15 protein-coding genes, 1 tRNA gene and 1 other RNA gene are annotated in these 13,068 nt (G+C 72.9%); 16 read left to right on the forward strand and 1 reads right to left on the reverse strand.

The features are described 5' to 3' along the window. Nucleotides 1–43: 43 nt before the first annotated feature. The 13 genes from LUW75_RS12965 (at nt 44) to LUW75_RS13025 (ending at nt 8,998) form a co-directional block, all read left to right on the forward strand. Nucleotides 44–436, forward strand: a complete 393-nt coding sequence (locus LUW75_RS12965) for an ATP-binding protein (protein WP_250335748.1) — start codon at nt 44–46, stop codon at nt 434–436. Nucleotides 437–611: 175 nt separating this feature from the next. Continuing rightward, complete coding sequence (locus LUW75_RS12970; RefSeq protein ID WP_250335749.1) at nt 612–1,463, forward strand: sigma factor-like helix-turn-helix DNA-binding protein; 852 nt, start codon at nt 612–614, stop codon at nt 1,461–1,463. Then, complete coding sequence (locus LUW75_RS12975; RefSeq protein ID WP_250335750.1) at nt 1,460–2,281, forward strand: integrase; 822 nt, start codon at nt 1,460–1,462, stop codon at nt 2,279–2,281. The genes LUW75_RS12970 and LUW75_RS12975 overlap by 4 nt, the downstream gene beginning before the upstream one ends. A 198-nt stretch (nt 2,282–2,479) precedes the next feature. Then, complete coding sequence (locus LUW75_RS12980) at nt 2,480–2,827, forward strand: SCO3933 family regulatory protein (RefSeq protein WP_250335751.1); 348 nt, start codon at nt 2,480–2,482, stop codon at nt 2,825–2,827. A gap of 5 nt (nt 2,828–2,832) precedes the next feature. Then, nucleotides 2,833–4,197 carry an FtsK/SpoIIIE domain-containing protein gene (locus LUW75_RS12985; RefSeq protein WP_250337650.1) on the forward strand — a complete coding sequence of 455 codons (1,365 nt, stop codon included), beginning with the start codon at nt 2,833–2,835 and terminating at the stop codon, nt 4,195–4,197. A gap of 85 nt (nt 4,198–4,282) precedes the next feature. Further along, a complete protein-coding gene (locus tag LUW75_RS12990; RefSeq protein ID WP_250335752.1) occupies nt 4,283–4,495 on the forward strand; it encodes a hypothetical protein in 213 nt (70 codons plus the stop codon). Nucleotides 4,496–4,519: 24 nt separating this feature from the next. After that, a complete protein-coding gene (locus LUW75_RS12995) occupies nt 4,520–5,302 on the forward strand; it encodes a DUF2637 domain-containing protein (protein ID WP_250335753.1) in 783 nt (260 codons plus the stop codon). A 14-nt stretch (nt 5,303–5,316) separates the two neighbouring features. Further along, nucleotides 5,317–5,496, forward strand: coding sequence for a mobile element transfer protein (locus LUW75_RS13000; RefSeq protein WP_250335754.1), 180 nt, complete (start codon nt 5,317–5,319; stop codon nt 5,494–5,496). Between the two features lie 13 nt (nt 5,497–5,509). Continuing rightward, nucleotides 5,510–5,665, forward strand: coding sequence for a hypothetical protein (locus LUW75_RS13005; RefSeq protein ID WP_168437522.1), 156 nt, complete (start codon nt 5,510–5,512; stop codon nt 5,663–5,665). A gap of 20 nt (nt 5,666–5,685) precedes the next feature. Then, nucleotides 5,686–6,018, forward strand: a complete 333-nt coding sequence (locus tag LUW75_RS13010) for a SpdD-like protein (RefSeq protein ID WP_250335755.1) — start codon at nt 5,686–5,688, stop codon at nt 6,016–6,018. Nucleotides 6,019–6,116: 98 nt separating this feature from the next. Then, the gene (locus LUW75_RS13015; protein ID WP_250335756.1) at nt 6,117–7,493 is read left to right on the forward strand and encodes a replication initiator; all 1,377 of its coding nucleotides are present in this window, start codon (nt 6,117–6,119) and stop codon (nt 7,491–7,493) included. Further along, nucleotides 7,493–7,732, forward strand: coding sequence for an excisionase family DNA-binding protein (locus LUW75_RS13020; protein ID WP_462933729.1), 240 nt, complete (start codon nt 7,493–7,495; stop codon nt 7,730–7,732). Before LUW75_RS13015 ends, LUW75_RS13020 begins: the two co-directional genes overlap by 1 nt. A 12-nt stretch (nt 7,733–7,744) precedes the next feature. Further along, complete coding sequence (locus tag LUW75_RS13025; protein WP_250335757.1) at nt 7,745–8,998, forward strand: tyrosine-type recombinase/integrase; 1,254 nt, start codon at nt 7,745–7,747, stop codon at nt 8,996–8,998. A 64-nt stretch (nt 8,999–9,062) separates the two neighbouring features. On the opposite strand, the gene LUW75_RS13030 is transcribed toward LUW75_RS13025, so the two are convergent. Next, a tRNA-Ser gene (locus tag LUW75_RS13030) sits at nt 9,063–9,150 on the reverse strand. 72 nt (nt 9,151–9,222) lie between these two features. Between LUW75_RS13030 and ffs the strand changes: the two genes are divergently transcribed. The 3 genes from ffs (at nt 9,223) to purD (ending at nt 12,961) form a co-directional block, all read left to right on the forward strand. Then, an RNA gene (ffs, locus tag LUW75_RS13035) (signal recognition particle sRNA small type) lies at nt 9,223–9,321 on the forward strand. 72 nt (nt 9,322–9,393) lie between these two features. After that, the gene (locus LUW75_RS13040) at nt 9,394–11,646 is read left to right on the forward strand and encodes a DNA polymerase III subunit gamma and tau (RefSeq protein WP_250335758.1); all 2,253 of its coding nucleotides are present in this window, start codon (nt 9,394–9,396) and stop codon (nt 11,644–11,646) included. Nucleotides 11,647–11,707: 61 nt separating this feature from the next. Continuing rightward, nucleotides 11,708–12,961, forward strand: coding sequence for a phosphoribosylamine--glycine ligase (gene purD / locus LUW75_RS13045; protein ID WP_250335759.1), 1,254 nt, complete (start codon nt 11,708–11,710; stop codon nt 12,959–12,961). The last annotated feature ends 107 nt before the right edge of the window (nt 12,962–13,068 follow it).

Below are 13,068 nucleotides of genomic sequence, written 5' to 3' on the forward strand. Positions count from 1 at the left end.
CGCTGCGCTGTCTAGACCCCTAGACGCAGAGAGGGAGTTCGTCATGCCTGCCAAGTGGTTCCGCGCCTTCCCCGGCCTGGCCGAGCAAGTGACCCACGCCCGTCACTTCGTGGCCACTCTGGTCACGGGGAGGGGGCCGGTCGACGACGCCGTCCTGATCGTCAGCGAGTTGGCGGCCAACGCCGTGCGACACACGCTGAGCGGTTCGGCCGGCGGCCGGTTCTTCGTGATCGTCGGCTTCGATGACGACCACGTGCGCATCGAGGTGGTCGACCAGGGCGGCAAGCGCGTCCCGGAACTGCGCGACGCGACCGACCAGGAGGAGGAAGGCGGGCGCGGGCTGCTGCTGATCGCTTCCTGCGCCAAGAGGTGGGGCGTACGGGACTGGGCCGACGGGCGCTCCGTGTGGGCCGACCTGGCGCTGGGGGATGCGTGAACGTGCTCTGCTCGTCGACGGTCGACGGCCGCCCCATAGGTGGTGGCGGGTGACTCCCCGGGGTGTACCTCGTCGGCGGTCCCGGTTCTTCGTGGTCGGCGTTCGTACGGGACGGCGCCTGTCGCCCATTCCGTCTAGGGCCCTAGACTCCTGGTTACTTCCAGGAGGTGTGATCATGTCGGACGAGTTGCAGCGGATCATGGCGATCGATGATCCGTACCTGCTCCTGCGTGAGGTCACGACGAGGTTGGCCGCCGCGCAGCAGGAGGTGACCGAACTCGCCCGGCTCCGCCGCCGCGTGGTCCAGGACCTCCACGCGCAAGGGCTGTCCTACGCGCAGATCGCCGAGAAGGCCGGTCTCAGCCGCGGGCGGATCCATCAAATCCGGCACACCGGGCCGGCGCCTGAGGGGGCCTTCCTCGGTACGGGCGCCGTCACCGTCGTGACCCCGCTGCGGTGGGACGACGTGAAGAAGCGGCCGGTCGTCGCCATGGCCGACATGAACTCCGGCAAGCGGCTGGAGGAGCTGGCGAAGTCGTACGGGCTCGACGTCAGCTCCGGCCACGTACTCGTGAGCGGTGAGGTCGACCTCAACCGCAACGGCCTGGTCGTCGTCTGCGGACCGGCCATGTCGCAGGCCATGCGGGACCTGTACGCCCAAGATCCGGTCCTCGGCTGGGAGCACCCGGAGGGTGAACCGTGGGCGCTGGTGGACCGGCGTACCGGTGCGAAGTACAACGCCGGGGCGGACCTGGAGCCGCGCCGCCCGCACGATGTCGGGTACCTCGGTCGCCTGCCTCGCCCGGACGGCAACGGCTCGGTGCTCGCCATTGCCGGAATCCACACGGCGGGCTCCCTCGGCGTCGTCCACCTGCTCACCTCGGACCTGAGCACCTTGTGGGGGCAGGTGGGGGAGCGCCATTTCTCCACCCTCGTAGGCGTCGAGTACGACCCCGAGACCGATGAGCCGCAGTCGGTCGAACTGCTCTGCCCCCTCTACCTGCACGACGAGGAGACGGCGGCGTGAACGTCGACCTCGCCTCCCTGCCTGCCGAACCCGGGCAGGAGAACGAGGACTTCGCGGCCGTCGCTCCCGGTGCGGCCGTCCTCCTCGACGGCGCCGGCGTGGCCGGGGCGGAGACCGGATGTGTCCACGGCATCGCGTGGTTCTCCTCGACGCTGGGCGGGCTGCTGCTGGGCAGCATCACGGCGCATCCCGCCCGGCCGCTCGCGGACTGCCTCGCCGATTCGATCCGCGGCGTTCGGTCCCTGCACGAGGACACGTGTGACCTGACCTACCGGGCCAGTCCGACCAGTACGGTCGTCGCGATCCGGGCCGGTGCGGGCACCCTGGAATACCTCGTCCTGGGTGACTCGACCCTCCTCTTCGCCGACGGGGAGGGGAAGGCGACCGCCGTCACGGATCAGCGCCTGGACGAAGTAGGCGAGCGGCTTCGTGCACCGGTCGACGAACTGCCCACCGGCTCACCCGAGCACGCCGCCGCCCTGGCCGAGTACCGCGACGCCCTGACGGGGCTCCGCAACCGGCCGGGCGGCTTCTGGATCGCCGGCCCCGACCCGCGGGCGGCCGAACACGCCCTTACGGGGACGGTGCCGCTGGACTCCTTGACGTCCGTGACGCTGCTGAGCGACGGCGCGACGCGCCTCGTCGACGAATTCGGCCTCGCGGACTGGCGGGACGTGCTGGGCATCCTCGGTTCCTCCGGTCCGGATGGGCTGATCCGCCGGGTGCGGGAGGTGGAGGACGACGACCCCGACGGTCGGCGCTGGCCGCGCGGCAAGGCGCGCGACGACGCGACGATCCTTCACTGGGCGCTTGGGTAACGGTGCTCTTGTAGCGCATCTGTGCGTCCACTGAAGCCCGTTCGTATACCCCCCTAGACAGTTGACGGGGTGTCGCGTTACGGTAGTCGTCAACCCCCCTAGACAGATAGGACGGGTCGCCCTTCTGCTGTCTAGGGGGGTATTCAGTTCGGTGCGGTGCCGCACGACGGATACCGCCGACCCTGTGAGGTTCAAAGAATGCGTGTCATCCCCGTGGACACCTCGGCCGCGACGCTCCTCGTCACCAAGCTGCCCGAGGTGAAGGTGAAGGACCGGCAGACCGGTGAGGTCGCCGTGGACCCGGTGAACGGGCAGCGGCTGATGGTGCTGGAGCTGGTGTTCATCGCGTCCGGCGGCTCGGACATGATCAAGGTCACCGTTCCCGAACAGGGCATCGGCGAGGGCCTGGTCATGGGCACGCCGGTCATCCTGTCCGGCCTGGTGGCCCGGCCCTGGGAAAGCGAGTTCGGCGGGCGCAGCCGGCACGGCATCGCCTTCCGGGCCGACGCGGTCATGGTCAACGCCCCGGCCTCGGTGCAGGGCTGATGACCATGGCCGACGTCGTCCGGGTGCTGCTGCCGGTTGTCCTGGTCCTGGTCGTGCTGCTGGCGGTGCGCCGCCGATCGCCGGTCCTGTTCTGGTGGCTGGTCGGGTATCCGCTCGTCGCGCTGCGGGTGCTCGCCTCGTACCGGGCGACGATGGACGCCTGCGGCCTGACGGTCCCGGCCTCGCCCGTCCGCCGGGCCACGGCCCGGATGGTGGGGCGGCAGGCGGCTCCCGTACCGCCCCGCCGGTCGCTGCCGCGGCCGACCGGGTCCGGCCTCGTGATGCGGCTGCGCATGGCGGCCGGGCAGGCGCCCGAGGACTTCACCGCCTCGGCCGACCGGCTGCGGCACGCCTGGGGCGCCCACGCCGTGCACGTCCGCCCCACCAAACCGGGCTGGCTCGAACTGCGGCTCGTCGGCTGGGACGTGCTCGCCGAGGTACGGCCTCCTCGGCGTCGGCTGGCGGCCGGTCCGCTCCGCCTGCCGCTGGCGCTGCGGGAGGACGGCGAGTGGCACGTACGGGACTTCCGCACCGTGCCGCACGAACTGATCCTCGGCGCCACGCAGTCGGGCAAGTCCGTCTACCTGCGCAACCTGCTGTGCGGGCTGGCCCGGCAACCGGTCGTCCTCGTCGGCATCGACTGCAAGTGGGGTGTCGAACTGGCGCCGTTCGCACCTCGGCTGTCGGCGCTCGCCGACACCCCGGACCGGGCGGGCGAACTGCTCGACGCCCTGCTGGAGGAGATGGAGGCGCGGTTCCGGCTGATCGGCCTTTCGAGCGGGGCCGGCCCGGACGCCGTACTCACCTCGGACGTGTGGGGACTGCCGGAAGCGGTACGGCCGGTGCCGGTCGTGCTCGTCGTCGACGAGGTCGCGGAACTCTTCCTCGCCGCGAACAAGGACGACGAGAAGCGGCGGGACGCCATGGTCACCAAGCTCATCCGCCTCGCCCAGCTCGGCCGCGCGGCCGGCATCTACCTGGAGGTGTGCGGGCAGCGGTTCGGCTCCGAACTCGGCAAGGGCGCCACCATGCTGCGCGCCCAGCTCACCGGCCGGGTCTGCCACCGCGTCAACGACGAGACCTCCGCCACCATGGCGCTCGGCGACATCGCGCCGGAAGCGGTGTTGGCCGCCACCGCCATCCCGGCCGAACGGCCCGGCGTCGCCGTCGTCGGCGACTCCTCCGGCGGCTGGTCCCGCGTCCGCTCGCCTCATCTCTCCCTCGACGACGCGGCGGCCGTCTGCCGCGACACCTCCGCCCTGGTGCCGGAACTGCCTCGGCTCGATCCCTTCCGGCCCGTCGTCGCCATCGAACCGGCCGGGTCGTTCTCCGCACCGGCCGTGCCTCTCACCCACCCGGTGACCGAGTAGCCGCGCCCCTCCTCCCCTCACGGCCGGCGCGACCGCCTCGCGCCACGTCCCTACCCCTCCCATGCCGGAAACCGGAAGGAACCCCATGTCACGTCCCTCCATCGCCGAGGTCAGCGCGCTCGTCGCCGACCTGGCCGCGCTCCGCCGGGGCGGCACCTCCGCCGAGTACGCCGAACTCATGGACCGGAAGGCGGAGCTGCTGGAGCGCATCGCCGCCCACACGCCCGGCGACGACGAAGCCGCCGAGGTGGCCCGCCTCGCCCGTGAGCGCGCCGATGCGTTCAAGTCCGCCGACTGATCGCACAGAAGGGAACCCCAGCCGATGCGTGCCCATCTGGCCCGTGTGGACGCCGTGCTCGTCCAAGCCGCCATCGCGGGTGCCCTGTCCTTCTCGCACCTGCACGACCTCGCGGCGGCGGCCGGACAGAGCGGCTGGAAGGCGTGGGCCTACCCCGTGAGCGTCGACCTGCTGCTGGTCGCCGCCTGGCGCCGGATGCGTCAAGCGCAGCAAGCAGGACGGACGGCCCAGGGGCCGCGGCTGTGGTTCCTCGTGGCACTGGCCGCGTCCCTCGGCGCCAACGTCGCCACCGCCGGACTCCTCGACCTCGACCACGTCCCCGCATGGCTCCGCGTCGTCGTGGCGGGCTGGCCTGCCGTCGCTTTCTTCGGCGGGACGCTGCTGGCCCATACGCCTCACGGACCGGAAGCTTCGTCGGCGCCGGTCCCGACTCCTGACCGGGTTCCGGCCTCGACTCCGGCTCCGTCGACGACGGGCACGGACACGGAACCGCAGTCCGTCCTGGACGCCGTCGACGCGCCCGGCCGTGAAGCGCTGCCGGTGCCGTCCACCACCTCGGAGCCTCCGCCCGAACCCGCTCCCAAGCCCGCCGTTGCCGAACCGGTCGCCAGTCCGGCCCCGGCATCGACCCCGCCCACGCCTACGCCCCCAACCTCCGCCGCCCTGCCGCCCGCCCTCGTCGACCGCGTCCGGACCCTCGCCGAGGAGCACCGCTCCACCACCGGGCGCCCCGCCGACCCCGACGCCGTACGCGCCCGGCTCGGCCTGCCCCCATCCATGACCGCATCCGTCGCCACCTACCTCTGAGAGGAGCACCAACCATGAACCCGCGCTTCCGCAACGTCCGCCGCATCGGCCCCGTCAACGTCGCCTCGTATCTCGTCCGCGGTCGCAACCGCCACGTGGCCGCCTGTACCGCGCCGCGCTGTGACTTCTCGGCCGAGTACGACAGCCGCGCCGCCGCCGAACTCGCTGCCCGTACCCACCGCTGCCCGGCCTGACAGGAGCGCCGTCGTGGACGTTCCCCTCTGGTTCGCCCTGCTCGTCGTCGGCGCCTTGGGCGTCAAGCTCGTCCGTCCGCCCTGGTGGCTCGTCGCCGTGCTGCTCCTCGGCGGCTACCTCCTCGCCGACAGCCTGCTTGCCCCCGTCATCGACTCCGCCGTCAAGTAACCCCCGGAAGGACCGCGCTCATGTTCCGACCGAAGCTCCCCACCATGCCGCAGCCGACCGGCCCGGTCCTCCCGTCCGCCGCCGTCGAGCCGCACTCCGTCGCGCCGGCCGCCCCGGTCGTCCCGGTCGCCCCGGTCACCTCGGTTCCTCCGCCCGTCCCCGCGACGTCGGCACCGTCCCGCACGACCGCCCAGCTCACCCCCGGGAACGTGCTCGCCCTCGTCGGCGCCGGTACCGCCGTGGCCCTGGTCGTCGGCGCGGTCCTGGTCTCCATGCTCCTCGCCGTGGCCGTCACGGCTGCGTCCGTGGCCGTGTGCGCTGTCGTCGTCCGCTCCGTCCTCAAGGACCGCTGACCTTCTTCGTTCCGCTCGCTCGGTTGCCCACCCTGTCTAGTCCCCTCGACAGGGTGGGAGCCCGTCCCGCTCCCGCTCTCCCAAGGAGGAACCCGCACATGCACCCCGCGGCTCCGGCCGGAGCCATCCGCCGGCTTGCGGCCCTCGCCCGACACGGCGACCTCAGCGCTTACGCGCGCCAGATCCAGCGCCTCGGCGGCTGCGAGCGGCCCGTCCGGATGGAGGGCTACCGGCTCGACGTCCACTCCGGTACGGGTGAGATCGTCCGGGAGATCGCCGACCGCGACCTTCCGGCCGGACAGCTCCTCATCCGCTGCAACAACCGCCGCGCCACCCGGTGCGCCTCCTGCGCCGAGGTGTACCGCAGGGACACCTTCCACCTGGTCACGGCCGGACTGAGCGGCGGCAAGGGCATCGGCCCGTCCGTCGCCCGGCATCCGCGGGTCTTCGTCACCTTCACCGCCCCGTCCTTCGGTCCCGTCCACAACCGCCCCGGCGGCGGCCGGTGCCGCTGCGGTCGCCTCCACGCCGAGGACGATCCCGCCCTCGGCACGCCCCTGGACCCGGACCGGTACGACTACCGCGCGGCCGTCCTGTGGAACGCGCACGCCGGGGCGCTGTGGGGCCGCTTCGCCACCTACCTGCGCCAGCAGCTCGCCTCCCGCGCGGGCCTCAGCCGCTCGGCGCTGCGCCATCACCTCAAGGTGTCGTATGCCAAGGTCGCCGAGTACCAGCGGCGCGGCGCCGTCCACTTCCATGCCGTCATCCGCCTCGACGGCCCCGACGGCGCCGAGGACGACCCGCCAGCCTGGGCCACGACCGAACTCCTCACCGATGCCATCCGCTCCGCGGCTCAGCTCGCCGAGGCACCCGGCCCGGTCCTCGACGGCCGCGCGTACGCCTTCCGCTTCGGCGACCAACTCGACATCCGCCCCATCCGCTCCGCCGACTTCACGGGCACCTCGGAACTGTCCAGCCGCGCCGTGGCCGCCTACATCGCCAAGTACGCCACCAAGGGCGCCGAAACCGCGGGCACCCTCGACCGCCCCATCCGCAATCCGATCACCGACCTGATCGGCTCCGGCGTCACCGACCACGCCCGGCAGATGATCCTCACCTGCTGGCATCTCGGCACCCGGCCCGAACTCGAAGACCTGCGCCTGCGCAAGTGGGCCCACATGCTCGGCTTCCGCGGCCACTTCTCCACCAAGTCCCGCGCCTACTCCACCACCCTCGGCACCCTCCGCCAGGAACGCGCCGACCACAACGAAGCCGCGGCCCGTGAACGCGCGGCCGACGCCGGCCACCCGCTGCCCGACCCGGACACCGTCCTCGTCCTCTCCCACTGGCGCTTCGCCGGCACCGGCCTGACCGACGCAGAGCACCTGCTCGCCCATGGCGCTCCGCCACCTGATGCCGCACGACCGACCGTGACCTCTGACGTTCCCCTCCTCGACCAGATGGGAGATGCCTGATGACCGTATTGACGACCGCTGAACCGTCGGCCGACACCATGAGCACCGACGGTTCCGGCCCGGTGCTGCTGACCGTCGAAGAGGCCGCGCGACGGCTCCGGATCGGCCGTACGACGTGCTTCCGGCTCGTCATGTCCGGAGAGATCGAGTCCGTGACCGTGGGGCGGCTGCGGCGCATTCCGGTCGACGCTCTCCCGGCGTACGTGGCGAAGCTGCGTCGTCCGGCCGTCGCCGCATAAGGGGTGGGGGAGATGGCAGAGAAGAAGCGCACCCGTCAGCCCAACGGGGCCTCGTCGATCTACTTCGGCAAGGACGGCAAATGGCACGGCCGGGTGACGGTCGGCGTTCGCGACGACGGCAGGCCCGACCGCCGCCACATCGAGCGGAAGACCAAAGCGGAAGTGACCAAAGCCGTCCGCGAAATGGAGCGGGCGCGCGACGAGAGGAAACTCAGGAAGCCGGGGCAGAGCTGGACCCTCCAGGCCTGGCTGGAGCACTGGGTCGAGAACATCGCCAAGCCGTACGTCTCCGAGAACACGTACGACGGGTACGAAGTCGATGTACGCGTGCACCTGGTGCCCGGCCTGGGTGCCCACAAGCTCGACCGCCTGGAGCCCGAACACCTGGAACGCTTCTACCGGAAGATGCAGGATTCCGGGAGCTCTGCCGGCACCGCCCACCACGTCCACCGGACGATCCGGGTCGCCCTCGGTGAGGCGGTCCGGCGCGGACACGTCCCGACCAACGCGGCCGAGATCGCAAAGGCTCCACGGCTCGAAGAGGAGGACATCGAGCCGTACACGATCGAGGAGGTTCAGAGCCTGCTCGTCGAGGCGTCGAAGCTGCGGAACAGCGCGCGGTGGGTCGTCGCCCTCGCCCTCGGGTTGCGGCAGGGGGAAGCGCTCGGGCTCCACTGGGAGGATGTCGACCTCGACGCGGGGTACGTCCGCATCCGCAAGAACCGGTTGCGGCCGAAGTACCGCCACGGCTGCGGCGGGACCCCGTGCGGCAGGGCCGCGGCCGGCTACTGCCCCCAACGCGAGCAGATCCGGCGTGAGCACAAGTCCACCAAGTCGCGTGCCGGGCGCCGAATGATCGGACTGCCCGACCCGCTGATCAAGCTCCTTTGCCAGCACCGGGAGGAGCAGGAACGCGAGCGGATCGCTGCCGGCGCCGACTGGGAGGGCAAGGGATACGTCTTCGCCTCACCCACCGGCGGGCCGCTGAGCCCGAACACCGACTACCACGTCTGGAAGCGGCTGCTTCGGGACGCCGGTGTGCGAGACGGTCGTCTCCACGACGCCCGCCACACCGCCGCGACCGTGTTGTTGATCCTCGGCGTCCCGGACGTCGTGATCGACTCGATCATGGGGTGGGAGCCCGGGGGAGCGGCACGGATGCGCGCCCGGTACATGCACGTGACGGGGGTCATGCTGCGCAAGGTCGCCCAGCAGGTCGGGGACGCGCTGTGGGAGCCGCCCGCCACCGGTGGGAAAACCGACTGAGACGGAAACCGAGACGGAGAAACGCCAGAGGGCCGGATCGCTTTCGCGGTCCGGCCCTCTGAGCTGGCGGAGGATACGAGATTCGAACTCGTGAGGGGTTGCCCCCAACACGCTTTCCAAGCGTGCGCCCTAGGCCTCTAGGCGAATCCTCCGCCGGGAACATTACATGACTCCCAGGGGTGGTCGCGAACTCGTTCCCCGGCCGACGGATCGGGTACCCTGGGCGCAGCCCCTCACGTGGCGCTATCTGACTGAACTCCCCCAGGGCCGGAAGGCAGCAAGGGTAGGTCGGCTCTGGCGGGTGCGTGGGGGGCGCTTGCGTGGGGGCGGGAGGAGTCGCCGGCGGGGATCCCGGTGCGGTCCGGTTGTCGGTGCGGCCCGATATCGTCGTAAGCGTGTCGTCCCTCGCGCTGTACCGCCGCTATCGACCCGAGTCCTTCGCAGAGGTCATCGGGCAGGAGCATGTCACCGACCCGCTGCAGCAGGCGCTGCGGAACAACCGGGTCAACCACGCGTACCTGTTCAGCGGTCCGCGCGGCTGTGGCAAGACGACCAGCGCCCGCATCCTCGCGCGGTGCCTGAACTGCGAGCAGGGGCCCACGCCGACGCCGTGCGGCGAGTGCCGGTCCTGCCGGGACCTCGCGCGCAACGGGCCGGGTTCCATCGACGTGATCGAGATCGACGCCGCGTCGCACGGCGGTGTGGACGACGCCCGCGACCTGCGCGAGAAGGCGTTCTTCGGACCGGCCTCCAGCCGGTACAAGATCTACATCATCGACGAGGCGCACATGGTCACCTCGGCGGGGTTCAACGCCCTGCTGAAGGTGGTCGAGGAGCCGCCGGAGCACCTCAAGTTCATCTTCGCCACGACCGAGCCCGAGAAGGTCATCGGGACCATCCGGTCGCGGACCCACCACTACCCCTTCCGGCTCGTGCCGCCCGGCACGCTGCGGGAGTACCTCGCCGAGGTCTGCGGGCGCGAGCAGATCCCCGTCGAGGACGGTGTGCTGCCGCTCGTCGTGCGGGCCGGCGCCGGATCGGTGCGCGACTCGATGTCCGTCATGGACCAGCTCCTCGCCGGCGCCGGCGAGGAGGGCGTGACGTACGCCATGGCCACGTCCCTGCTCGGGTACACCGACGGGTCGCTGCTCGACGCGGTCGTCGAGGCGTTCGCGACCGGGGACGGCGCGGCCGCGTTCGAGGTGGTCGACCGGGTCGTCGAGGGGGGCAACGACCCCCGCCGGTTCGTCGCCGACCTGCTGGAGCGGCTGCGCGACCTGGTGATCCTCGCCGCCGTGCCCGACGCCGCCGACAAGGGGCTCATCGACGGGCCCGCCGACGTCGTCGAGCGCATGCAGGCGCAGGCGTCCACGTTCGGCGCGGCCGAGCTCAGCCGGGCCGCCGACATCGTCAACGGCGGGCTCACCGAGATGCGCGGCGCCACCTCGCCACGCCTCCAGCTGGAGCTGATCTGCGCGCGCGTGCTGCTGCCCGCCGCTTTCGGCGACGTGCGGTCGGTGCAGGCCCGCCTGGAGCGGCTGGAGCGCGGGGTACGGGTGCAGCCCGGGCCCGCCGCAGGCCACGTGCCGGTGCCCGGCGCCCCCGTGCCCGGCGCCGTCACGGTGCCGGGTGCCGCGTACGCGGGTGCGGTGCCCGGCGGCCCGGCGGCGGGGGACGGGACCGGCGCCCCGGCCGCCCCCGCCCCGGCGCGGTACGCGGACCTCGTGGAACCCGCCCCCCCGACGGCCCCCGCCGGGCCGTCCGCCGTCGGGCCGTCCCCCGCCGGGCCGTCCGCCGTCGGGCCGTCCGCCGTCGGTCCGTCCGCCGCCCGCGCCCCGGGCGCCTGGCCCCCCGCCGCGTCCGGTGCCGGTGGTGCCGCCGGTGGTGCGGACGTACGGCAGCCCGGTGCCTGGCCCTCCGCCGCCGCACCCGGCCAGGGCCGCCCCGCCGCGCCCGCCCGGCCGCAGCGGCCCCAGGCACCCGCCCCGGCCGCCCCGGCCGTTCCCGCCGCCCCCGGCGCCTCCGCCGACATGGCGCAGGGCGCCGCCCAGGTCCGTGCCATGTGGCCCGGGATCCTCGACGCCGTCAAGAACAGGCGCCGCTTCACCTGGATCCTCCTCAGCCAGAACGCCCAGGTCGCCGGGTTCGACGGCACCACCCTCCAGCTCGGCTTCCTCAACGCCGGCGCCCGTGACAACTTCGCGGGCAGCGGCAGCGAGGAGGTCCTGAGGCAGGCCCTCGCCGAGCAGTTCCACGTCGACTGGAAGATCGAGGCGATCGTCGACCCGTCCGGCGGCGCCGGGCCGGTCCCCTCTCCCCAGGGCGGCCACGGCGGCCCCCTCCGCCCCGCGGCCCCGCCCGCACCGCAGGCCCCTCCGCCCCCGCAGGCCGCGCCCCGTCCCGCGCAGCCCGCCCCCGCCGGCCCCGCCCCGCACCGGCCGCCGCGGACCGGCCCCGGCCCCGCCGGTCCCGGGTCCGGCCCCGCCGGCCACGCGGCCCCGCCCCCGGCCCCGCCCCAGCCGGTCGCCCCCGAGGACGACGTACCGGAGGAGGACGACCCGGACCTCGTCGACTCCGCGCTCTCCGGCCACGAACTGATCGTCCGCGAGCTCGGTGCGACCGTGGTGGAGGAGTACACGAACGAGTAGGGGCGGCCCGCCCGGCGGCCCGCACGAGGAGCGGGCCGCCCTCCGGGCTACCCTGACTGGCGTGAAGGTCCTCGTCATCGGCGGCGGCGCCCGCGAACACGCCCTGTGCCGCTCCCTCTCCCTCGATCCCGACGTCACAGCCCTGCACTGCGCGCCCGGCAACGCCGGAATCGCGGAGGTCGCCGAGCTCCACCAGGTCGACGCCCTCGACGGCGCGGCCGTGGCCCGCCTCGCCGGTGACCTGGGGGCCGACCTGGTCGTCATCGGCCCGGAGGCGCCGCTCGTGGCGGGCGTCGCCGACGCCGTGCGCGCGGCGGGCATCCCCTGCTTCGGCCCCTCCGCGGAGGCCGCGCGACTGGAGGGCTCGAAGGCGTTCGCCAAGGACGTGATGGCGTCCGCGGGCGTACCCACGGCCCGCAGCTACGTGTGCGCCACCCCCGCCGAGATCGACGAGGCGCTCGACGCGTTCGGCCCTCCGTACGTCGTCAAGGACGACGGCCTCGCCGCCGGCAAGGGCGTCGTGGTCACCGAGGACCTGGAGCGGGCCCGCGCCCACGCCCTGTCCTGCGACCGCGTCGTGGTGGAGGAGTACCTGGACGGGCCCGAGGTCTCCCTCTTCGCGATCACCGACGGCACGACCGTCCTCCCCCTCACGCCCGCCCAGGACTTCAAGCGCGCCCTCGACGGCGACGAGGGTCCCAACACGGGCGGCATGGGCGCCTACTCGCCGCTGCCCTGGGCCGACCCGAAGCTGGTCGACGAGGTCGTGGAGACGGTCCTGCAGCCCACCGTCGACGAGCTGCGCCGCCGCGGCACCCCGTTCTCCGGCCTGCTGTACGCGGGTCTCGCGATCACGTCGCGCGGTGTGCGGGTCATCGAGTTCAACGCCCGCTTCGGCGACCCCGAGACGCAGGTCGTCCTCGCCCGGCTGCGCACTCCCCTCGCCGGTGTCCTGCTGCACGCGGCGACCGGCTCCCTCGACTGCGAGGCGCCGCTCACCTGGCGCGACGAGGCCGCCGTCACCGTGGTCGTCGCCGCGTGCGACTACCCCGGCACCCCGCGCACCGGCGACCCGATCACCGGCCTGGACGAAGTCGCGGAGCTGGACGCCCCGCACGCGTACGTCCTGCACGCCGGCACGAAGCGGGACGGCGACGCGGTGGTGAGCGCCGGCGGGCGGGTCCTGTCGGTCACCGCGACCGGCGAGGACCTGGCGCAGGCGCGGGAGCGGGCGTACGCGGCGGTCGGACGCATCCGGCTGGACGGCTCCCAGCACCGCACGGACATCGCGCGGGCGGCCGCGGAGCGGCGGTAGGCACGGGGCGGACCCGGGTACGTGCTCCCCGGGCCCGCCGTACACCCCCGAGCACCCCGAACCACCCCCGGCCCTGCCCAAGCCATTCCATCGAGTGACGGCTGCCT

Source organism: Streptomyces sp. MRC013 (genome assembly GCF_023614235.1).
Classification (GTDB): domain Bacteria; phylum Actinomycetota; class Actinomycetes; order Streptomycetales; family Streptomycetaceae; genus Streptomyces.